We start from the raw sequence: 19,266 nt of genomic DNA, 5'->3' as shown, positions 1-19,266 counted from the left end.
GGCTGCAGTGCGCCTTCACAGCAGCAAACGGTTCCGCCGGCCAATCGGCACCCGTAGCACCACATCGGTGCCGCGGGCGGGCGCCTGACGCATGCCCAGGGTGCCGTCCAGCTCGGCCGACACCAGGGTGCGCACAATCTGCAGCCCGAGGCTGTCGGAGGTCTCGAGGCTGAACCCCTCCGGGAGTCCGCGACCGTCGTCGTGCACCACGACGTCGAGCCAGCGGGCGGATCGCTCCGCGCGAATCGTCACCGAGCCTTCTTCGGCCGCCGGGTCGAAGGCGTGTTCGATCGCGTTCTGCACCAGTTCGGTGATCACCATGATCAGCGCGGTCGCCCGGTCGGAATCCAGCACACCCAGGTCGCCGACCCGGTTGATGCGGATCGGCCGGTCCACCGACGCCACGTCGTTCATGATCGGCAGGATCCGATCGATCACCTCGTCGAGGTTGACCTGCTCGTCCACCGACATCGACAGTGCGTCGTGCACCAACGCGATCGACGACACCCGCCGCACCGACTCGATCAGGGCCTCCCGCCCCTCCGCGTTGACGGTCCGGCGGGCCTGCAATCGCAACAGTGCCGCCACGGTTTGCAGGTTGTTCTTCACCCGGTGGTGGATCTCGCGGATGGTGGCGTCCTTGGATATCAGAGCCCGGTCGCGCCGCTTGACCTCCGTGACGTCGCGGATCAGCACCGCGGCCCCGGTGCTAGCGCCGTCGACCATGAGCGGCAGGGTGCGCAGCAGCACGGTGGCTCCGCCGGCGTCGACCTCCATGCGCATGCTGCGCCCGCCGGCCACCAGATCCTGCACGTGCTCTGCGAGCTCCTGCGCCTCGAAGGGGTCGGAGATCAGCGGACGCGTGACCTCGATGAGGTTGCGCCCCTCCAGCTCGGTGGTCAGGCCCATCCGGTGGTAGGCGGACAGCGCGTTGGGACTGGCGTAGGCGACGACGCCGTCCACATCGAGGCGGATGAACCCATCGCCCGCCCGCGGGGTCGAGCGCGACATCACCACGTCCCCCACGTCCGGAAAAGTTCCCTCGCCGAGCATGCGGACCAGATCGGTGGCGCATTCCCGGTAGGCGATCTCTAGCTGACCGGACCTGCGCTCGGCGGCCAACGCGGTCTGATGATGGGTGAGCACGGCCACCACCTTGCCGCCGTAGCGCACGGGAGACGCCTCGACGTGGGTCCCGGGCAACCACGAATCTTCGTGCTCCGCAACGTCTTTCCGCTTGGCGGTGCCCGACGCGAACGTCTCGGCCACCAGGCTCAAGCGGTCGGATCCGACGGCGGTGCCCACCGCGTCGGTCTGCAGTGCCGTGGGCGCTGTGTTCGGCCGGCACTGCGCCACGCAGACCAGCACCCCGTCGTCGCGACGCACCCACATCAGGTAGTCGGCGAACGACAGGTCGGCCAGCAGCTGCCACTCCCCGACCACGGCGTGCAGGTGGTCCACCGCGTTGCCCGGCAGCATGGTGTGTTCGGCGAGCAGATCACCGAGAGTTGACATCGCTTACTCCCCGGGTCGTTCCCCGGCAACTGATCGAGGGGCCCGACGGCTAGCTGATCACCGCGATGAGGTCGCCAGCTTGAATCACGTCGCCCACCGACACGCTGACCTTGCTGACTGTGCCGCCGACTTCGGCCAGGACGGGGATCTCCATTTTCATCGACTCCAGCAGCACGATGGTGTCGCCTTTGCCGATCTGGTCGCCCTCGTTCACAACGACTTCGAGCACGCTGGCCACGATCTCGGCACGCACATCCTCCGCCATCTTCACCCCACTCGTCTCGGACTTCGCGCACGCTGGCTGCTGGTCATCACGGTTCAATCAGGACCATCAGGCTCGGATACATCGAACCACAGGGCTCGTCGCGGCCGCGGCGCACGGGCCGGGATGGGTCCCCACGAGGGCGAAGACACTGCATGTGACGTCGCGTGCGAGAATGGCGATCAGGCCAACGGGCGCCGGGCGCCTGGTTTGACAGCAATCACGGAGGTTTTCACGATGGCCAAACGAGGCCGTAAGAAGCGCGACCGCAAGCACAGCAAGGCGAACCACGGCAAGCGCCCCAACGCCTGACGGACGCTACTGCGTACCCCGGATGATCGTGGTGCGCCGGATCTCGACCCGTAGCCGCTCGCGCAACCCCTCGGGGGCCTTCTCACCCCTGCATTTAGTGGCGATCAACGCCTTGATCCGTTCCTCGAGCCCGTAGTGCTTGAAGCAGCCGGGGCACGCCTCGAGGTGCCGGCGCAGCTGCTCGCGGGTCTCCGGGCCGCATTCACCGTCGAGCAATAGCCAGACCTGGCGGATGACCTCCGCGCAACCGACGCTGCCGTGCGACTCGTCGTTAGGGCAGGCGTCGGGCGAGGAACCGCCCTGGCCGGAAAACTCGCTCATGACGACACCTCCTCGTGCGTCTGCTGACCGCGGTTGAAGCCCCGCTCCTTGGCAACGTCGGCCAACAGGGCACGTAGCTGCCGTCGGCCGCGGTGCAGCCGTGACATTACCGTTCCAATCGGCGTATCCATGATCTCGGCGATTTCCTTATACGGAAAGCCTTCGACGTCGGCGTAATAGACCGCCATCCGGAATTCCTCCGGCAAAGCCGCCAACGCCTCTTTGATCTCCGAGTCCGGCAGCGCCTCTAGGGCCTCGACCTCTGCCGAACGTAGCCCGGTAGACGAATGCTCGGCGTTAGAGGCCAACTGCCAGTCGGTGATCTCCTCGGTCGGATACTCCGCGGGCTGGCGCTGCTTCTTGCGGTAGCTGTTGATGTACGTGTTGGTCAGGATCCGGTACAGCCAGGCCTTGAGATTGGTGCCGGCCCGGAATGAGCGGAATCCCGCATAGGCCTTGACCATGGTTTCTTGCAGCAGGTCTTCGGCGTCGGCGGGATTGCGCGTCATGCGCAGCGCACCGCCGTAAAGCTGGTCCAGCAGGGGAATCGCGTCGCGCTCGAATCGCGCCGTTAATTCCGCGTCCGTCTCTTCGTGCGCCGCGGGCCCGGAAATCTCGGGCCCCGTCGCGCCATCGCTGCCACTCAAAGCATCGGCCATGTCGATTAACCTGGTCCCTTCTGCGGCGGTGTCGGAGAGCACCGAAAGTGCCGCCAGACTCGCAAGGAAGCCAGCCAACCGCTCCTCGCCTAACAGGCTCGTCGCCGTTGACACCACGCTGCTCCTCCCAATCTAAAGCCTGACCCCGACATTGTTCGCCCGGGTCCTCTCCACCACATGTGAGACCGATTGGGTCAACGCCGTGCGCGACCTCGCTATTTCCGCGCTATCTCGGCCGCGCGATTCGGCCGCGTACCGGCCCCGGCCGCCCGGATCGGACCCCCATCGGTGCGATTTGGGCGTGGCGTTAGTGTGACGCCATGTCCCACGCCACGTCGCTCCAAGGCAAGACCATGTTCATCTCCGGGGCCAGCCGCGGTATCGGCCTGGCGATCGCCAAGCGCGCCGCACAAGACGGTGCCAACATCGCGTTGATCGCCAAGACGGCCGAGCCGCACCCGAAGCTGCCGGGAACCGTATTCACGGCCGCCGAAGAACTCGAAGAGGCCGGTGGCCAGGCCTTGCCGATCGTCGGCGACGTCCGCGACCCGGATTCGGTGGCCGCTGCCGTGGCCAAGACCGTCGAGCAGTTCGGCGGCATCGACATCTGCGTCAACAACGCGTCCGCGATCAACCTGGGGTCCATCCTCGAGGTCCCGATGAAGCGATTCGACCTCATGAACGGCATTCAGGTGCGTGGCACGTACGCGGTGTCCCAGGCGTGCCTGCCCCACATGAAGGGCCGGGAGAACCCGCACATCCTCACGCTGTCCCCGCCGGTGCTGCTGGGCCAGGAGTGGCTGAAGCCAACGGCGTACATGATGGCCAAGTTCGGTATGACGTTGTGCGCCTTGGGTATCGCGCAGGAGATGCGCGAGGAGGGTATCGCGTCCAATACATTGTGGCCGCGCACGCTGGTGGCGACGGCCGCAGTGCAGAACCTGCTCGGCGGCGACGAGGCCATGGGACGCGCCCGCAAGCCGGAGGTCTACTCCGACGCGGCCTACGTCATCCTCAACAAGCCGGCCAAGGAATTCACCGGCAACATGCTGCTGTGCGAGGACGTGCTGGTGGACGCGGGCGTCACCGACCTGTCGGTCTACAATTGCGTTCCCGGCTCGAAGCTGGGCGTCGACTTCTGGGTCGATGGCGTCAACCCGCCCGGGTATTCGGGCCCCTGACCCGTCGTGTTCGCAAGCGCGGCGGAGCCGGGCGCAGGGGCCACGACCATCGAAAGAATCCCGCAAGCGCCGCCACACCGGGCATCGCCGCGCTGGTGAAAGCCGTTGTGCCGCATGAGGTCCTGACCTTCGATCGACGCGAACAGTCGTTCAGCGCGGAGGCGGTCAAAGCGCTCACCGAGGGCGCCGGCATCGAGCCCGGACAGATCTTCAAGACGCTGATCATCGCGGTCCCCGACGCAGTGGCGGTCGCGATCGTGCCGGCGACCGCGCGGCTCTCGCTGAAGGCGGCCGCAACGGCGCTCGGAGTCGCGAAGGCCCTTATGGCCGAAGCCCCGGTCGCCGAGCGGAGCAACGGGTTACGTGGTCGGTGCGTGCGGTGTCGCCCTTCGGTCGGCCCAGCAGGCTGCCGACGGTCGTCGATTCCAGCGCGCTGGCGTGGGACCGGGTCTGTACCCGTGCACCTGCATGCGCCGCCCCAGCGCGTTGGTGGCGTCGTCGAGGACTCGTTCACGGCCGAACGGGGTGAAGATTGGCGAGGTGTTGACCTCGTCGAGGATGAGCTGCAATCCCTCCGCCACGAGTCGGAGTCGATTTCGGTGCGGCCGGTGCGTTGGGCCGCCAGCTTGAAGACGTCGTCGGCGGTGGCGAGGTTGTCGAAATCGTTGCGGTCGCTCATCGCGCTAGACCGTCAGGTATCCGCCGTCGACGGCGATGGTGCTGCCGGTGATGTACGAGGCGGCGTCGGTACACAAGAACAGCGCCGCGCCGGCGCAGTCCTGGGGAGTACCGGGCCTGCCCAACGGGGTGTGGAATCCGATCTCGACGTCCATCACCTCGGGAATTCCCATGGCCGGACGCGTCATTCGGGTGTCGATGAACCCGGGCGCGATCGCGTTGACCCGGATCCCGTCGTCGGCCCAGCGGCGGGACAGGTTCATGGTCAGGGCGACCAGTCCCATCTTCGATGAGGCGTAGCCCGGGACGAAGACCGCCGAGCGGAAGGCGGACATCGAGACCACGCTGACGACGCTCGCGCCGCCCGGCGCCTGGCTGGACTTGAGGCGCTCATGACAGCGCATGGTCAGCCGCATGGGCCCGAGCATGTTCTGCGTCACCGACGCGACGTAGCCCTCCGGGTCGTATTCGTCGCCGGCGGGATAGGGGCCGCCCGCGTTGTTGATCAGGATGTCCAGGTCACCCATCGAATCCGCCAGGGCGTCAACCGATTCAGGATCCTGGATCTGACACTGGCGGTAGGTGAACGCGCCCAGCTCGGTTTCGGGATAGTCCGCGACCGAACCGCGGGTGCCGGTCACCGTGACGGCGGCCCCCGCGCCGGCGAAGGCGGCGGCGACCGCGTTGCCGATGCCGCTGGTGCCGCCGGTCACCAGCACGTGGGCGCCGGTGAAATCGAAGGTGACGGTGTTCATTCGGTCGTCCTCAATTCATTGATCGACTTGGTGAGCCAGGCCTTCTCCCAGAAGTTGTCGGTGCCGGCCAAGGGTCCTCGTGCGCCTCGGCGGCCAGGTGAGCCCGGGCCGCGTGTACCAGTGCGCCGGCGCCGGCGGCGCTCACCACGTCGGCGGCAACCGAATCCGCCGGCACGCCATACAGTTCGGTGGTGGAGTGATGCCGGAACCAGCCTGTGTACATTTCCCAAATGGCCCGCACGTTCCAGGAGGTCTTGCCGTAACCCTCGCCGATGTCAAGGTGCTCGGGCACTTTGACATCGCGCATGGCCGGGTGGATGTCGGCGCCGGAATTCATCAATTCGGCGGTCCGGTCGTGCACTGCATGCATTGCGTCGCGCATCGCGGTGACCTCTTCGGCGATACGATCGGCGCCCTCGATGGGATCGAGGTGGCGCGTGATCAGCTGCCGGGGTCCATATTCCAGCACCGTGCTCAGCGACTCGATGTAAAGGATCGGATCACGATACCGATCCCCCGCGGGTGCATCACCACTTGGGTGCCCTCGTGACGCAGCGAGTTCACCCCGCCCCAGTGATCGGCGTGTCCTTGGGTGACGATGATGGCTCAAGCGGGACCGGCCACGTCGCCAAAAGCCTTGCGGTGCACGGGCCCTTCGAAGACCAGTCCGGTGTTGACGATCACCCGCCCGTCATCGGTGGCGACCGCGTAGGAGTTGGAGACGCCGGGCGACATCCAGACGCCGTCGCCCAGGGGCTGCGCGGGTGTGTCCGTCGCCGCCGAGAGGTCACCTACTCCAGGACGCTCCCGATGAAAGCCTGCCATGACTGGCGATCCTCTTCAGTTCTAGAGGTTAAGTCAACATTTTCGATGCGGAGGGGGCGCTCATGGGACTGCGCGGTCTGGCTGAGAAGGTGGCGATCATCGCTGGCGGCACAACCGGCCTCGGGGCGGCCGCAGCCACCCGCCTAGGCGAGCAGGGCTGCCGGGTGGTGGTCGGTGACGTCGCCGTCGACGCCGCGCAGCAGACTGCCGCGCTCAAGCGCATCCGCGGGCCCCGCGTCGGCGATCCCGGCGACGTCGCCGCGTTGGTCGCCTTCCTGCTCTCCGCCGAAGGCGAATGGATCAACGGTCAGGTCGTCAACGTCGACGGCGGCGCGGTGCTGCGCTGAGGACGGTCACGGCCACCAGCAGATCCCGGAAACGCAACGGGGATGAACGTCGCCGCGACCTGTGCGATGCCGCGATCCGGGTGCTGGCCGAGCAAGGCTCGCGCGGATTGACGCACGGGCAGGTCTACCGCGTCGCCGGCGTGCCCGAAGGCACCACGTCGTACTACTACCGCGCCGCCCTGCTGCGCGGCGTCGGCAAGCGCGTCGCGCAGATCGATATCGTCAACCTGCAGTCGGTAATCGACGAGCCGGTCGACCCGCTCTCGCCCTTCGCACACCTGGCCCGGCTCACCATGATTCAGGCCGACGGACCTGGTCTCATGCTCAACAGAGCGCGCCACGAACTGCTGCTCGCCGCCGCACGCGATCCCGGTCTGGCCGAAACGTCGCAGGTGTTCGTCGCCCGGATCAACGGCATGGCCCGCGATGCCATCGCCCACCTGCAACCGGAGACCGAAAATCCCACGCTGCTGGCCGCGCAGACCACCGCCGTCACCACGTTCATCGTCGGCGTCTTCACCCGACTGGCCGCCGGAGACCGCGACGTCGGGGACGCCGAGCAACTCGGCCGCCTGCTGGAAGCCGTGGCCAAAGCCGTCTCAAAGGGAGCTGAGCGCGCGTAGCATCCGATGGAGTCGGGTGGCCGCTGAACCGCAAAGACTAGCCCCATTTCGCATACGGAAAACGCATAATGAAATCACTTGTGCCACTGTGGGTTCAGGAGTCGCCGGCCGGCGCTTTTTGTCGGTGGGCTCCGATAGTTTCGCTGTATGAGTTCGGGCGGCATCATCGATCGGGACGCGATCACGGCGGCCTTCGATGCCCTCGATGACGCGCTGGACGGCGTAGGGAACCTGACTTTCGACGCGTTGGCCCCGCGGGAGTGCCTGGCTCTCTTGGAGCGCTGCGAGAAGGTGCGCCGACGGCTGCCGGCCGCCGAACATCAATTGATCAATCACGTTGCACGCCAAGCGACCCCGGCCGAACTCGGCGGCAAGCTGTCCCACGCGCTGGCCGAACGGGTCCTGATCAGCCGCGCCGAAGCCTCGCGGCGCATCAAAGAAGCCGCCGACCTGGGACCCCGCCACGGACTGACCGGCGAGCCGATTGCGCCGGCACTGGCGAGCACCGCCGCGGCGCAGCGCGAGGGCACACTGGGAGCCGGGCAGGTCGCCGTGATCCGCCGCTTCTGGCATCACCTGCCCGGCTGGGTGGACCAGCTCACCCGGGAGCGCGCCGAAGCCGACTTGGCCAAGCAAGGCAGTCACTATCGGCCCGAGCAGCTGGCCGGGCTGGCCGACACGCTGACCGATTGCCTCAACCCCGACGGTACGTTCAGCGACGAGGACCGAGCCCGCCGCCGCGGCTTGGCTTTCGGCCACCAGGAAGCCGACGGCATGTCCGCGATTCGCGGATGGCTGACGCCGGAATTGCGCGCCACTCTGGAAGCCGTGCTGGCCAAGCTGGCCGCACCAGGCATGTGCAATCCCCTCGATGAGACGCCGTGCGTGGACGGCACACCCACCCAGGACGCCATCGACCGCGACCCGCGATCAGCCGGGCAACGCAACCATGACGGCCTCAACGCAGGACTGCGCGCACTGCTTGCCTCCGGAAAGTTGGGTCAGCACAACGGCTTGCCGGCCTCGATCGTCGTCACCACCACACTCAATGAGCTCGAAGCCGCCGCCGGCAGGGGACTGACCGGCGGCGGCACGATACTGCCGATGAGCGATGTGATCCGCCTGGCTCGCCACGCCCGTCATTACCTGGCCGTCTTCGACAAGGGCAAGGCGCTGGCGTTATATCACACCAAACGGCTCGCCTCACCCGGGCAGCGAATTGTGTTGTACGCCAAGGATCGCGGCTGCTCGGCACCGGGCTGCGACGTGAAAGGCTACTACTGCGAAGTGCATCACGTCACCGACTGGTCCAAGTGTCATACCACCGATGTCAACGACTTGACCTTCGCATGTGGACCTCAGCACCGTCTCCTACGCCCCGGGGGCTGGACCACCCGCAAGAATGCCAAAGGTGATACCGAATGGATCCCGCCCCCGCACTTGGACCGAGGCCGACCGCGCATCAATACCTTCCATCACCCCGAGAAACTCCTTCGCGATGGCGACGACGAGGAGGACGGAAGCGCGGAGGCGGCACGACCACCGTGCTAAAGAAGCGTCGTCTGCTCGGGCTGCGGCTCGGCCGCCTCGAGTAACTGCGGGCCATTGTTGCGGACGTTGTTGACCAACGTCGACACCTCGCGCATCCGGATCGCGCGCACATCGGGCGTGCGAGCCAGCAGGTCCTCGTCGATCGGGGCGTCCGGGTCCAACCACCGGTCCCAGTCCCGCTCGGGCATCACCAGCGGCATCCGATCGTGAATCTGGGCCAGTTCCCCGGGTGCATCGGTGGTGATGATCGTGCAACTCAACAGCGGCGAAGCGTCCTTGGCCGGTTTCCAGACCGACCACAGGCCCGCCATGAACAGCGGCTCTCCGTCCTCGGAGAACATGAAGAACGGCGTCTTACGGGTCTTCTTGCCGGCCGCATCGTCGGAGTTGACCCGCCATTCGTAGTAGCCGTCCATTGGGATCAGGCAGCGCTTGGACTTGGCGCTGGTCCGGAAGGCGGGCGACGTGGTGACCTTGTCCGCGCGGGCGTTGATCAGCATCGGGCCCTTGGTGTCGGGCGCGCCATCGGAACCGGCCTTGGCCCACGGCGGCACCAAACCCCAGCGCATCAGCCGCACCCGCCGCGTCGGCTGGTCGTCGGGCTCGGAATGCCGGCTCACGACGGTCGCGATGGTCGAGGTCGGGGCCACGTTGTAGTTGGGCGCGGTGGAGCCCGGGTCGGCGCCGGTGGCCTCGTCAATCGCGTTGATCTTTTCGGCCAGCAAGGCCGGATCGGTCGTTACCGCGAACCGTCCACACATGCATCCCATGGTGGCAGAAACCGGCGACACGCAATGATGGAGCGATGAGTACCTGGACGGCCCCCTTGGCCTCGCAGCCCGTGCGGGCGACCGTGACCGTTCCGGGTTCGAAGTCGCAGACCAACCGGGCGCTGGTGCTCGCAGGGCTGGCGGCAGCCCAAGATCAGGGCACCCCGACCATCAGCGGGGCGCTGCGCAGCCGGGACACCGACCTGATGATCGGGGCGCTGCGCACCCTTGGCTTGCGGGTGGACGGTGACGAGACGGAGCTGACGGTGAGCGGTCGCGTCGCACCCGAGCAGCCGGCGCAAGTCGACTGCGGCCTGGCCGGCACGGTACTGCGGTTCGTGCCGCCGCTGGCGGCGCTGGCCGAGTCGGCGGTGGAGTTCGACGGCGACGAGCAGGCACGGGCACGGCCCATCGCGCCACTGCTGAACGCGCTGCGCGGGCTCGGCGTCCGGATCGACGGCTCCGGTCTCCCGTTCCGGGTGCTGGGCGCCGGTTCGATCACCGGCGGCACCGTGGAACTCGACGCCTCGGCCTCCTCGCAATTCGTTTCCGGGTTGCTGTTGTGCGCCGCCTCCTTCGACGAAGGAGTGACCGTGCGGCATACCGGCGCAGCGTTGCCGTCGGCGCCCCACATCGCCATGACGGTGGTGATGTTGCGTCAGGCGGGCGTCGACGTCGACGACTCCGTGCCCAACCGCTGGACGGTGCGCCCGGGGCCGGTCGCGGCGCGGCATTGGGAGGTCGAGCCGGACCTCACGAACGCCGTTCCGTTCCTGGCGGCGGCGGTGGTCAGCGGCGGCACCGTGCGTATCACCGGCTGGCCGGCCGACAGCGTGCAGCCCGCCGAGAACATCCTGTCGGTGTTGGGCAAGCTGAACACCGTTGTCACGCAGACCGATTCGTATCTGGAGTTGCGCGGGTCCGGGGAGTACGGCGGTTTCGACGTCGACCTTCGCGACGTCGGCGAGCTGACACCGTCGGTGGCCGCCCTGGCGGCGCTGGCGACGCCCGGATCGGTGTCGCGGCTCACCGGCATCGCTCACCTGCGGGGGCACGAGACCGATCGGCTCGCCGCACTGAGCGCCGAGATCAATCGCCTGGGCGGCGATTGCGCGGAAACGTCCGACGGCCTGGTGATCACCGCGACTTCGCTGCGCTCCGGGGTGTGGCACGCATATGCCGACCACCGGATGGCGATGGCTGGCGCGATCGTCGGGCTGCGGGTGGACGGCGTCGAAGTGAACGACATCGGAGCCACCAGCAAGACGCTGCCGGACTTCCCGCGGCTGTGGGCCCGCATGCTGGAGCACGGCATGTGAGGCCAGGCGACTACGACGAGTCCGACGTCAAGGTCCGCTCCGGCCGGGGCTCGCGACCGCGGACCAAGACTCGCCCCGAGCACGCCGACGCGGAGGCCGCGATGGTGGTCAGCGTCGACCGGGGCCGGTGGGGATGCGTGCTGGGCGGCGACGTCGATCGCAGGGTCACTGCCATGCGTGCCCGCGAACTGGGCCGCACTCCGATCGTCGTGGGTGACGACGTCGACGTGGTCGGCGATCTATCCGGGCGACCCGACACGTTGGCCCGCATCGTGCGCCGCGGCCAACGCCGAACGGTGTTGCGGCGCACCGCCGATGACACCGATCCGACCGAACGGGTTGTGGTCGCCAACGCGGATCAGCTGCTGATCGTGGTGGCGCTGGCCGACCCCCCACCCCGTACCGGCCTGGTGGACCGGACGCTGATCGCCGCCTATGCCGGCGGCCTCACGCCCATCCTGTGCCTGACGAAGACCGACCTCGCCCCGCCGGAGCCGTTCGCGGAGCAGTTCGTCGACCTGGACCTGACGGTGGTCACCGCGGGCCGCGACGATCCCCTGCTCGCCGTGGCGGACCTGCTCGCGGGCAAGATCACGGTGCTGCTCGGGCATTCCGGCGTCGGCAAGTCCACCTTGGTCAACCGCCTGGTGCCCGACGCGGACCGCGCCGTCGGCGACGTGACCGGCATGGGCCGGGGACGGCACACCTCGACGCAGTCGGTGGCGCTGCCGTTGACGGAGCCGCTGGGCACCACCGGGTGGGTGATCGACACGCCGGGCATCCGATCCTTCGGGCTCGCGCACATCCGGCCCGACGACGTCATGATGGCGTTTTCCGACCTGGCCGAGGCTATTGCGGATTGCCCGCGCGGCTGCGGGCACATGGGGCCGCCCGCCGACCCCGAGTGCGCCCTGGACACACTGACCGGCCCCGCCGCGCGCCGCGTCGCCGCGGCGCGCCGGCTGCTGGCCGCGCTCAACCAGACTGCTTAGCCAGTCGCATACCGAGTTCGTCGGGTGGCACCAGATGGCCTTCGGTGCAACGGATTTCGACGCCCGCCTCGGCGCCGCAGGCCAGGTGGATCAGCCGCAACCGATTGCGGCCCGGCAGGTGACGCCTCCCCCACTCGAACATCGCCCACACCACCGGCATGAAATCGATGCCGGCATCGGTGAGCACGTATTCGTCACGGCTGCGCTGTCCGGGCTCCCGATAGGGTTGTCGCCGCAGCAACCCCAGCCCGACCAGTTCGCTCAGCCGCGCCGAGGTGGCGGCCTTGGTGATGCCCACCCGTCGGGCGAAGTCGTCGAATCGGGTGGTGCCGTAGTAGGCCTCGCGCATGATCAGCATCGCGGATTTGGTTCCGACGACCGCCATGGTCTTCTCGATCGCGCACTCGCCCACCGCCGACCAGGCATCGCGATCGGCCAGCGGTCCTTGCAGCAGTGTCATCTAAATCACCTCCGCAGCTGGGTTGCTTTAAGCATACCGAGGTGTTTATCTGGGTATAGAGATCTATACCTAGATCGATCGGGCTCGAGGAGGAGTCATGAACCAGGTCCACGACGCCGTCATCGTCGGAGCCGTCCGCACCCCCATCGGCAAGGGCAAGGCCAGTGGCGCGCTGCACGACGTGCTGCCGGCAGATCTGCTGGCCCACAGCCTGCGCGAGTTGGTGGCGCGCACCGGCGTCGATCCGGCGCAAGTCGACGATGTCATCGCCGGGGCCGTCACCCAGGTCGGCGACCAGGCGGCCAACATCGCGCGCAATGCCCTGCTGGGCGCGGGGTTCCCCGAGTCGGTCCCCGGCGTCACGATCGACCGCCAATGCGGCAGCAGCCAACAGGCCATCAGCTTCGCCGCCCAAGGCGTGATCGCCGGTGCTTACGACCTGGTCATCGCCGGTGGCGTGGAGTCGATGAGCCGCGTGCCGATGGGCACCCAGGTGTTGCCGGGCAGCAACCCGATGGGCGAGGACATGACACGGCGCTACCCCGACGGGCTGGTGCCGCAGGGCATCAGCGCCGAACTGATCGCCGCGAAATGGGGCTTCTCGCGCGCCCAGCTCGACGAGTTCTCCGCGGGAAGCCACGAGAAGGCCGCCCGCGCCACCAAGGAAGGCCTGTTCGACAACGAGCTCATTCCGGTCGCCGGGCTGGCCACCGACGAGATCATCCGCCCGGGCACCACGGTCGAGACGCTGGCCGGGTTGCAACCGGCGTTCTACAGCGACGCGGCCAAAGCCCGCTTCCCGCAGATCAACTGGGAGATCACACCCGGCAATTCGTCGCCGCTGTCCGACGGCAGTGCGGCGCTGCTGATCACCAGTAGCGAGGTCGCCCGGAAGCTGGGGTTGCGTCCGCTGGCGCGAATCCACACCACCACCGTGGTGGGCTCCGACCCGCTGTACATGTTGACCGGTGTCATTCCGGCCACCGAGAAGGTGTTACGGCGCGCCGGGTTGACGCTCGCCGACATCGATCTGTTCGAGGTGAACGAGGCGTTCGCGCCCGTCGTGCTCGCATGGGCGAAAGACACCGGCGCGGATCTGACCAAGACCAACGTCAACGGCGGGGCGATCGCGATCGGTCACCCGTTGGGCGCCAGCGGTGCTCGCATCATGACCACGCTGGTCAACGCGCTGGAACAGCGCGGCGGTCGGTATGGGCTGCAGACGATGTGTGAGGGCGGCGGCATGGCCAACGCCACCATCATCGAGCGGCTGTGAGCCGGCCAATGTCGACCCACACCACCTCGAACATCTTCGTTGTCGGCGGCACCGGAGCCCAGGGCATGCCCGTCATCGGCGCGCTCGTCGCCGACAAGAAGTATTCGGTTCGGTTCCTCACCCGTGATGTCGGCGGCCGGCGAGCCAGGGAACTGCTTGAACTGGAAAACGTCTCCGCCGTCGAGGGATCCTTCGCTGACGAAGCCACGCTGCGTGAGGGATTCCGCAGTTGCGATGGAGCATTCGTCAACATCGACGGGTTCAACGCGGGCGAGAAGAGCGAGACCTACTGGGCGCTCCGCAGTTACGAAATCGCCATCGAAGAAAAAGTGAGGTTCTTCGTGTACGGGAACCTCGACTACGGGCTGAAGAAGGCGGGATACGACTCTCGGTTCCGCGCCGGTCACTACGACGGTAAGGGCCGCGTTGGCGAGTGGATTCTGTTCCAAAATCAAGTGAATCGCGATCGGATGGGCGCGGCCCTGTTCACCTCGGGTCCCTACATCGAGATGGTGATCTCGCCGGGTACGCCGATGACCCCCACCGTGGAGAACGGCGTCCTGACGTGGCGTGTTCCACTCGGCGACGGGGCGGTGCCGCACGTGTCGCTCGAGGACTGCGGTTTCTATGTGCGTTGGCTTTTCGACCATCCCGAGCGCGCGAACGGCATGGACCTCGAGGTCGCTGTCGACGATGTCGCCTACGCCGATCTCGCCGCCGCGTTCGAGAAGGTTACCGGGCATCCGGCGCGGTACGTCGACACCGACCTGGACACGTACTGGCGAGACGGCCCACTGAGCGTCATCGCCGACGCGCCCGCGGGATACAACGCTGACCGGAAAGACAAGAGCACCATGAACGTACGCGACAACTTCACCGGCTTCTGGAATCTCTGGAAATACCGTGTGGTCAAACGGGATTATGCGCTGCTCGATGAGATCCACCCGAACCGGATCAGGAATGCCGAGGAGTGGTTCAGGCGTCAAGATCAAATTGCCAGGGAGCTGGGTGGGGGCGGCCTTTGGGAGCGGATCCAGCCGGAGAATCGGACCCCGATACTCAAGATCGGCGAGGACCAGCGGCTAGGGAAGCTGTAGCCGACGATGTCCGCCTCTGATCCCCGCGAAATCCGCTTCGACGGCGTGCGGGTGCGCTACGACAGCACCAAGAACTATGACGAGCTCCTCGCTGCGCTGCTTGCCGACATCGGCGAGCAGCCGGTGCCGATCGACGACATTGCAACGGCCACCGGCGACTGGAAATCGTATCAAGCGCGCGTCGAACCTCACGTCGGACCAAGCGGATTCATGTTGTTCGGCACGCTTGACCACGGCGCCTGGATCACGAAGGCCGGCATCGACCGCAAAGCGATACGTGTGATCCTCGGCAACCCGCTGATCGCGATCACCATGCTGCGCCATGACATCAAGGCCGGCTTGTTCGCCCCGGTGGAGCTGCTGCTCGCCGACGAGGGCGAGGGCCACAGCAGCTTGACCTACGTCAAGCCGTCGTCGCTGATGGTGGTTGAGTCAAATCCCGAATTGCTGAGCGCCGCAGAGCAACTCGATGCGAAGTTGGCTGCGCTGGTCGAAAAGGTTGCCGGCGGGTCGTGATTTGTGGCGGAATGGTCAACGCCACCACCATCGAGCGAACCGGGCTAGCCTTTCGCCCAGTTACGTTGTGACGCTGGGTGCAAACTCCTGGCCCAGTGGGCCGCAGCGGATATCGAAACGCTCCCGGACAGTGTCAAGAACACGGCGCTGGCGTTCGCGTTCCCGGCGGTGCGTGAGCACGAACCGCGCCAGACCTGGCAGGCGGCGCGGTAGCGGGTACCACTTGTCGAAATCGAGGTTGTTTTCCTCGAATACGCGCCTGGGCACGTTGTCGTAGATCAGACTCAGGTTGTGCTGGACGAGCGCGAACAGCACGTACGGAAATGCCACCGGCGCCTTCTGCCTCAGTTTCTTCCAGTCGATTTCGTAGAGCGGGACGTCACTGAGCTTGTCCAACAACAGCAGATGCCCCAGGAAGTATCCCATGAACGCGGGCAAGTGCAGCACGGCGGACTGCACGTTGATGGAAACGATTGCGCCGCCAGGCGAAACGTAAGGCTCGTACGCGGTTTCGACCGGAAATTTGACATATCCGGTGCAGTTGACGACCCAGCTGCCCGGTTGAATCGTCTTCGTGGATCCGCTCCGGAACACCAACTCGGTCGTGTCGTTGTGATCGACTGCATCCGCGAAATAGTCCATGACGACATCGTTTAGCCCCGCGGAGATGGTGCGGTTCTCAGCCTCAGATAACACTCCCAACACAAAGTTGTCCGCCTGAGGGGTCAAGAACGTGCCATGGGTGCCTCGGTACCAACCCTGGACGTCTGATTCGTTCGTGCCGTCGTACCGGCGACTCAGCCGCGTGGCGACGGCCGCCGGCGGGGTGCCCTTCCACCAGCGACCGGTACCGCACGGAAACAGGCTGTCGCGGTTGGAGAAAAAAGTTCCCCGTCCTGCTACGAGGTTCACCTCCCGCCCGGGATACGCAGTGATCAACACATGCGCGGTGTCCATCGCGGTTTTTCCGCCACCGATGATCCACACCGGCGCATCACTTTCGCTGATGTCGCCCGCCCGGACGTCGCAGTAGTCGGGAGACACGGAATGGATGCGTGTGCTGGAGATGTCAAGCGGTTCGTTCGGCGTGATTCCCAGGCCATAGGCCTTGATCAGTCGCTTGGCCTCGACGGCGAGAGTCCGGCCGTCGGCGGCCCTGGCGGTGACCCGCACGATGCCGTTCGTTTCGTCCCCGGACTCGAAGTCCCAGCCGAAGTACTCGTCCACCCGTACGCGTTCCCTTATCACGTCCATGCAGTGCTGAAAATGGTCGAGCACCTCGCCTTTGGTTGCCAGGTAGGCGCGATCCTTGCCGATGGTCCACGCGATGTTGCCCGCGGTGAACATCGGGTGCGGTTGGTGCAGCCGCACATACGGGTACACGTCGACCCACATGCCGCCGACGCGCGCCCGACGATCGATCAGGATCACCTTGTTGTCCGGTGACAGGTAACGGCTCGCGGCGAACAGAGCATTCAGCCCGGCGACGCCTGCTCCGACGATGCAAACGTCGCAGGTCTCTACCGGTAGGGGCTGGGACGCGGACATCGGACCACCTTTCCTTGCACCGGTAACAATCATGCGCCCGCGCTTCGGCGCTCGATAGCGTAATCGGCTACGCAAAGTTGGCGGCGCCGCCGGCTGGGTGACCTGCGACCTGAACGCGCAGCGCGCGAGTGGCGTCGGGTTAGTACCGCTGGCAGACGTCATCGCCCTGGTAACGCCGAGATCATCGGTTTGGCAATGCACCTCGCTGACACCCGTCATTGACGACTATCAGTGAATTGGCGTACCGTGCCTCCATGGGGTCACCCCCGGCGCCGTCCGCGACCCGATCGCCGGCCGCGGGAGTCCGCCAGGCGCGACGCCTAAAAACCCCCGCCTGTTCGACGCGGCGCTGGCGGAGATCTCGCGGCGAGGAGCGCCCGCGGCCGATGTCAGCGCGATCGTCGCCGACGCGGGCGTGGCCCGAGGGACGTTCTATTTCCACTTCGCGACGAAGGAGCATGTGCTCATCGACGCGGAACGTGTCGATGAGACCCGGATCATCAGTGAACTCGGTGACGCCAAGGGCGATCTGGCGTCGGTGCTCTCCCAACTCGTGCATCATGTGCTCAGCGCCGAAAGCCGCTTGGGTCAAACGGTTTTTCGGGACATGCTCGGATTGCACTTCTTCTCCACCCGTCGGGTAGAAGACGAGTTCGCGCATACGCCGCGCCGGCAGAAGGCTTTTCGCCGACGAACCGGAAGTCGCGCAACGAATCGAACTTCTCTACAGCGAAATCCTCACCGACGAAATCGGCCACGTCGGCTACTGCGCGTCGCGCTGCACATCGGCAGAGCGAGCGATCATGCGTCGAATCTATCCACTGATCGGCCGACTCTTCGCCCATCAAACCGCGGAAATAAGCTTGCTGACCGATCCGAAGGCGTTGCACGCAAGGCTGGACCGCCCCTTCGATGTCGAGGAACTCACCGCCGACCTGAACAACGAGACCTACCTCGTCACACGCCCCTGACGGCAGACTCGGACCGGCTCTCAGCTGCGGCTGAAGTGGGCGCGGATCGCCGAGATGGTGGCGATCAACGCATCGGCGCTGCCGCCGCCGAACGCTGCGACGCTGGCGAAGCCGTGCGCGAGTGCATCGAACTGCCGGTGGTCCACCGTGACACCGGCCGCGCGCAACGCCGCGGCGTACTCGTTGCCCTCATCACGCAGCGGATCGAATCCCGCGGTGAGCACCAGAGCCGGTGCCAGACCGTGAAGCTTCGCCGACTTCAGCGGCGATACCCGCGTCTCGTCTGCGGCAACATCAGTGCCGCCCAGATACAATTCCGTGAACCAATCCCTGTCGCGCTTGGACAGAAAAAACCCATCGGAGAACAACTTTCGAGACTGAGTTTCTTCGGACAGATCAACGACCGGATACATCAGCACTTGCAGCACCGGCTGCGGAATCCCGTCGTCGCGACTTAGCAGCGCGACCAGCGCCGCCAAGTTCCCCCCCGCGCTGTCACCGCCAACGCCGACTCGGGACGGGTCAGCGCCCAGTTCCGCGGCGTGTCCGAGTGCCCATCGATACGCGGCGAAGCAATCGTGGACCGCGGCCGGCGCTTTGTGTTCTGGTGCCAACCGGTAGTCGACCGACAGCACATGTACCGCCGCGTCGCGGCAGATCATTCGGCAGAGTCCGTCGTGGGATTCGATGTCGCCCACCACAAAGCCGCCGCCGTGGAAGAACACCAGCATCGGAGCCGCCTCGTCAACTGCCGGACGGTAGTGGCGTGTCCGCAGCGGGATTTCGGGACCTGGGATCGCGAAATCTCGTGTGGGGACATCGATTCTGGGCGCCATGAGCAAGTGTGAGCTACGCATCATGGCGCGGGCGACTTCCGGATCGCCGGAAGCCGACAGGCCCCCGGTGCGAGTACTTCGTTGACCGGCAATCATCAATTGGAGCGTCGGGTCGAGAGTGTTGCCGTCGACGGTGATCCTGCCACCGCCGGCGAGCAGGCGCTTGAGCCAAGGCGGAAGCCAGGGCACCACCTTCACGCCGATGCGCAGTGCAGCGTTGGTTATGGCAAGGGGGCGAGCCCTGGCCCGCTTGTTCGTCACGCCCGTCCTTCGCTCCAGCTGTGCACGATCAGGCCCAGCACCATAAGGCCGGCGGCGATGCCGAACGCCTGCCGGGCCGACAGGCATTGACGCTCGGCGCCCCGCCTGTCGAACTGTTCGGTTGCCATGGGGGTGCTCCTCTGACACGCTGAACGAGCCCGGGCAGTAGACCAAATCTTTGTTCAGAGGCT

The 19,266-nt window shown here is 66.3% G+C and carries 20 protein-coding genes and 5 pseudogenes; 13 read left to right on the top strand and 12 right to left on the bottom strand.

The features are described from left to right. Positions 1-15: 15 nt before the first annotated feature. Positions 16-1,515, bottom strand: coding sequence for a sensor histidine kinase (locus tag AC5Y4F_RS07985; RefSeq protein ID WP_067938119.1), 1,500 nt, complete (start codon positions 1,513-1,515; stop codon positions 16-18). A gap of 49 nt (positions 1,516-1,564) precedes the next feature. After that, complete coding sequence (locus AC5Y4F_RS07980; RefSeq protein ID WP_067938173.1) at positions 1,565-1,780, bottom strand: biotin/lipoyl-binding carrier protein; 216 nt, start codon at positions 1,778-1,780, stop codon at positions 1,565-1,567. A 234-nt stretch (positions 1,781-2,014) separates the two neighbouring features. Between AC5Y4F_RS07980 and AC5Y4F_RS07975 the strand changes: the two genes are divergently transcribed. Further along, positions 2,015-2,089 carry a 50S ribosomal protein bL37 gene (locus AC5Y4F_RS07975; RefSeq protein ID WP_011728008.1) on the top strand — a complete coding sequence of 25 codons (75 nt, stop codon included), beginning with the start codon at positions 2,015-2,017 and terminating at the stop codon, positions 2,087-2,089. Positions 2,090-2,095: 6 nt separating this feature from the next. Here AC5Y4F_RS07975 and rsrA read toward each other — a convergent pair whose 3' ends face one another. Then, positions 2,096-2,410, bottom strand: coding sequence for a mycothiol system anti-sigma-R factor (gene rsrA / locus AC5Y4F_RS07970; RefSeq protein WP_067938123.1), 315 nt, complete (start codon positions 2,408-2,410; stop codon positions 2,096-2,098). After that, positions 2,407-3,069 carry a sigma-70 family RNA polymerase sigma factor gene (locus AC5Y4F_RS07965; protein WP_067938125.1) on the bottom strand — a complete coding sequence of 221 codons (663 nt, stop codon included), beginning with the start codon at positions 3,067-3,069 and terminating at the stop codon, positions 2,407-2,409. The genes rsrA and AC5Y4F_RS07965 overlap by 4 nt, the downstream gene beginning before the upstream one ends. A gap of 320 nt (positions 3,070-3,389) precedes the next feature. On the opposite strand from AC5Y4F_RS07965, the gene AC5Y4F_RS07960 reads away from it, so the two are divergent. Further along, on the top strand, positions 3,390-4,250 hold the full coding sequence (locus AC5Y4F_RS07960; RefSeq protein ID WP_067938127.1) for an SDR family oxidoreductase: 861 nt from the start codon (positions 3,390-3,392) through the stop codon (positions 4,248-4,250). A gap of 83 nt (positions 4,251-4,333) precedes the next feature. Next, positions 4,334-4,779 (top strand): annotated as a pseudogene (locus AC5Y4F_RS07955) (YbaK/EbsC family protein). On the opposite strand, the pseudogene AC5Y4F_RS07950 reads toward AC5Y4F_RS07955, so the two are convergent. From AC5Y4F_RS07950 to AC5Y4F_RS07940, 3 genes and pseudogenes are all read right to left on the bottom strand, one after another. After that, a pseudogene (locus tag AC5Y4F_RS07950) lies at positions 4,703-4,929 on the bottom strand (sulfotransferase family protein); the annotation flags it as partial. The pseudogenes AC5Y4F_RS07955 and AC5Y4F_RS07950 sit on opposite strands and share 77 nt — an antisense overlap. Before the next feature lie 4 nt (positions 4,930-4,933). Beyond that, entirely contained in the window at positions 4,934-5,683 is a 750-nt protein-coding gene (locus AC5Y4F_RS07945) for an SDR family NAD(P)-dependent oxidoreductase (protein WP_067938130.1), read from the bottom strand. Continuing rightward, positions 5,680-6,508, bottom strand: a pseudogene (locus AC5Y4F_RS07940) (MBL fold metallo-hydrolase). The gene AC5Y4F_RS07945 and the pseudogene AC5Y4F_RS07940 overlap by 4 nt, the downstream one beginning before the upstream one ends. 62 nt (positions 6,509-6,570) lie before the next feature. Between AC5Y4F_RS07940 and AC5Y4F_RS07935 the strand changes: the two are divergent. The 3 genes from AC5Y4F_RS07935 to AC5Y4F_RS07925 all read left to right on the top strand — a co-directional run bounded on the left by AC5Y4F_RS07935 (position 6,571) and on the right by AC5Y4F_RS07925 (position 9,029). After that, positions 6,571-6,855, top strand: a complete 285-nt coding sequence (locus tag AC5Y4F_RS07935; protein ID WP_499995909.1) for an SDR family oxidoreductase — start codon at positions 6,571-6,573, stop codon at positions 6,853-6,855. Next, positions 6,804-7,478: a TetR/AcrR family transcriptional regulator gene (locus tag AC5Y4F_RS07930; protein WP_499995907.1), complete on the top strand. Its 675-nt coding sequence runs from the start codon at positions 6,804-6,806 to the stop codon at positions 7,476-7,478. Before AC5Y4F_RS07935 ends, AC5Y4F_RS07930 begins: the two co-directional genes overlap by 52 nt. 147 nt (positions 7,479-7,625) lie before the next feature. Then, a complete protein-coding gene (locus tag AC5Y4F_RS07925; protein ID WP_067938131.1) occupies positions 7,626-9,029 on the top strand; it encodes an HNH endonuclease signature motif containing protein in 1,404 nt (467 codons plus the stop codon). Here AC5Y4F_RS07925 and AC5Y4F_RS07920 read toward each other — a convergent pair. After that, on the bottom strand, positions 9,026-9,790 hold the full coding sequence (locus tag AC5Y4F_RS07920) for an SOS response-associated peptidase (protein ID WP_499995906.1): 765 nt from the start codon (positions 9,788-9,790) through the stop codon (positions 9,026-9,028). The two genes, AC5Y4F_RS07925 and AC5Y4F_RS07920, sit on opposite strands and share 4 nt — an antisense overlap. 44 nt (positions 9,791-9,834) lie before the next feature. Between AC5Y4F_RS07920 and aroA the strand changes: the two genes are divergently transcribed. Both aroA and rsgA read left to right on the top strand, forming a co-directional pair. Then, the gene (aroA, locus tag AC5Y4F_RS07915) at positions 9,835-11,118 is read left to right on the top strand and encodes a 3-phosphoshikimate 1-carboxyvinyltransferase (RefSeq protein WP_067938133.1); all 1,284 of its coding nucleotides are present in this window, start codon (positions 9,835-9,837) and stop codon (positions 11,116-11,118) included. Further along, positions 11,115-12,110 (top strand): ribosome small subunit-dependent GTPase A, encoded by a 996-nt coding sequence (gene rsgA / locus AC5Y4F_RS07910; protein ID WP_499995904.1) that lies wholly within the window; start codon positions 11,115-11,117, stop codon positions 12,108-12,110. The genes aroA and rsgA overlap by 4 nt, the downstream gene beginning before the upstream one ends. On the opposite strand, the gene AC5Y4F_RS07905 is transcribed toward rsgA, so the two are convergent. Further along, positions 12,094-12,570 carry a winged helix-turn-helix transcriptional regulator gene (locus AC5Y4F_RS07905; RefSeq protein ID WP_067938136.1) on the bottom strand — a complete coding sequence of 159 codons (477 nt, stop codon included), beginning with the start codon at positions 12,568-12,570 and terminating at the stop codon, positions 12,094-12,096. The two genes, rsgA and AC5Y4F_RS07905, sit on opposite strands and share 17 nt — an antisense overlap. Before the next feature lie 97 nt (positions 12,571-12,667). On the opposite strand from AC5Y4F_RS07905, the gene AC5Y4F_RS07900 reads away from it, so the two are divergent. From AC5Y4F_RS07900 to AC5Y4F_RS07890, 3 genes are read left to right on the top strand one after another with little or no spacing between them, the layout of a single operon-like run. After that, positions 12,668-13,846, top strand: a complete 1,179-nt coding sequence (locus tag AC5Y4F_RS07900) for a thiolase family protein (RefSeq protein WP_067938138.1) — start codon at positions 12,668-12,670, stop codon at positions 13,844-13,846. 8 nt (positions 13,847-13,854) lie between these two features. Beyond that, positions 13,855-14,943 (top strand): NmrA family NAD(P)-binding protein, encoded by a 1,089-nt coding sequence (locus AC5Y4F_RS07895; protein WP_067938140.1) that lies wholly within the window; start codon positions 13,855-13,857, stop codon positions 14,941-14,943. A gap of 6 nt (positions 14,944-14,949) precedes the next feature. Next, complete coding sequence (locus AC5Y4F_RS07890) at positions 14,950-15,459, top strand: DUF302 domain-containing protein (protein ID WP_067938141.1); 510 nt, start codon at positions 14,950-14,952, stop codon at positions 15,457-15,459. A 60-nt stretch (positions 15,460-15,519) separates the two neighbouring features. On the opposite strand, the gene AC5Y4F_RS07885 is transcribed toward AC5Y4F_RS07890, so the two are convergent. Next, a complete protein-coding gene (locus AC5Y4F_RS07885) occupies positions 15,520-17,007 on the bottom strand; it encodes an FAD-dependent oxidoreductase (RefSeq protein ID WP_067938143.1) in 1,488 nt (495 codons plus the stop codon). A gap of 254 nt (positions 17,008-17,261) precedes the next feature. On the opposite strand from AC5Y4F_RS07885, the pseudogene AC5Y4F_RS07880 reads away from it, so the two are divergent. Further along, positions 17,262-17,683 (top strand): annotated as a pseudogene (locus tag AC5Y4F_RS07880) (helix-turn-helix domain-containing protein); the annotation flags it as partial. Further along, positions 17,667-17,978, top strand: a pseudogene (locus tag AC5Y4F_RS07875) (hypothetical protein); the annotation flags it as partial. The pseudogenes AC5Y4F_RS07880 and AC5Y4F_RS07875, both read left to right, overlap by 17 nt. Positions 17,979-17,998: 20 nt before the next feature. Here AC5Y4F_RS07875 and AC5Y4F_RS07870 read toward each other — a convergent pair. Further along, positions 17,999-19,075: an alpha/beta hydrolase gene (locus AC5Y4F_RS07870; protein WP_231986439.1), complete on the bottom strand. Its 1,077-nt coding sequence runs from the start codon at positions 19,073-19,075 to the stop codon at positions 17,999-18,001. Then, positions 19,072-19,203: a hypothetical protein gene (locus tag AC5Y4F_RS07865; protein ID WP_499995902.1), complete on the bottom strand. Its 132-nt coding sequence runs from the start codon at positions 19,201-19,203 to the stop codon at positions 19,072-19,074. The genes AC5Y4F_RS07870 and AC5Y4F_RS07865 overlap by 4 nt, the downstream gene beginning before the upstream one ends. Positions 19,204-19,266 lie beyond the last annotated feature (63 nt).

The sequence above is a fragment of the Mycobacterium sp. NGS56 genome, from assembly GCF_059812425.1.
This window is presented reverse-complemented; position numbering and strand designations above follow the sequence as displayed.

What these genes read in the sequence shown, in the direction of transcription:
- AC5Y4F_RS07960 (WP_067938127.1), top strand. Translation starts at nt 3,390, where the DNA reads ATGTCCCACGCCACGTCGCTCCAAGGCAAGACCATGTTCATCTCCGGG.
- AC5Y4F_RS07890 (WP_067938141.1), top strand. Translation starts at nt 14,950, where the DNA reads ATGTCCGCCTCTGATCCCCGCGAAATCCGCTTCGACGGCGTGCGGGTG.
- AC5Y4F_RS07965 (WP_067938125.1), bottom strand. Translation starts at nt 3,069, where the DNA reads ATGGCCGATGCTTTGAGTGGCAGCGATGGCGCGACGGGGCCCGAGATT.
- AC5Y4F_RS07865 (WP_499995902.1), bottom strand. Translation starts at nt 19,203, where the DNA reads ATGGCAACCGAACAGTTCGACAGGCGGGGCGCCGAGCGTCAATGCCTG.
- AC5Y4F_RS07920 (WP_499995906.1), bottom strand. Translation starts at nt 9,790, where the DNA reads ATGTGTGGACGGTTCGCGGTAACGACCGATCCGGCCTTGCTGGCCGAA.
- AC5Y4F_RS07900 (WP_067938138.1), top strand. Translation starts at nt 12,668, where the DNA reads ATGAACCAGGTCCACGACGCCGTCATCGTCGGAGCCGTCCGCACCCCC.
- AC5Y4F_RS07980 (WP_067938173.1), bottom strand. Translation starts at nt 1,780, where the DNA reads ATGGCGGAGGATGTGCGTGCCGAGATCGTGGCCAGCGTGCTCGAAGTC.
- AC5Y4F_RS07895 (WP_067938140.1), top strand. Translation starts at nt 13,855, where the DNA reads ATGTCGACCCACACCACCTCGAACATCTTCGTTGTCGGCGGCACCGGA.
- AC5Y4F_RS07925 (WP_067938131.1), top strand. Translation starts at nt 7,626, where the DNA reads ATGAGTTCGGGCGGCATCATCGATCGGGACGCGATCACGGCGGCCTTC.
- AC5Y4F_RS07985 (WP_067938119.1), bottom strand. Translation starts at nt 1,515, where the DNA reads ATGTCAACTCTCGGTGATCTGCTCGCCGAACACACCATGCTGCCGGGC.
- AC5Y4F_RS07885 (WP_067938143.1), bottom strand. Translation starts at nt 17,007, where the DNA reads ATGTCCGCGTCCCAGCCCCTACCGGTAGAGACCTGCGACGTTTGCATC.
- rsrA (WP_067938123.1), bottom strand. Translation starts at nt 2,410, where the DNA reads ATGAGCGAGTTTTCCGGCCAGGGCGGTTCCTCGCCCGACGCCTGCCCT.
- AC5Y4F_RS07905 (WP_067938136.1), bottom strand. Translation starts at nt 12,570, where the DNA reads ATGACACTGCTGCAAGGACCGCTGGCCGATCGCGATGCCTGGTCGGCG.
- AC5Y4F_RS07935 (WP_499995909.1), top strand. Translation starts at nt 6,571, where the DNA reads ATGGGACTGCGCGGTCTGGCTGAGAAGGTGGCGATCATCGCTGGCGGC.
- aroA (WP_067938133.1), top strand. Translation starts at nt 9,835, where the DNA reads ATGAGTACCTGGACGGCCCCCTTGGCCTCGCAGCCCGTGCGGGCGACC.
- AC5Y4F_RS07930 (WP_499995907.1), top strand. Translation starts at nt 6,804, where the DNA reads ATGGATCAACGGTCAGGTCGTCAACGTCGACGGCGGCGCGGTGCTGCG.
- AC5Y4F_RS07945 (WP_067938130.1), bottom strand. Translation starts at nt 5,683, where the DNA reads ATGAACACCGTCACCTTCGATTTCACCGGCGCCCACGTGCTGGTGACC.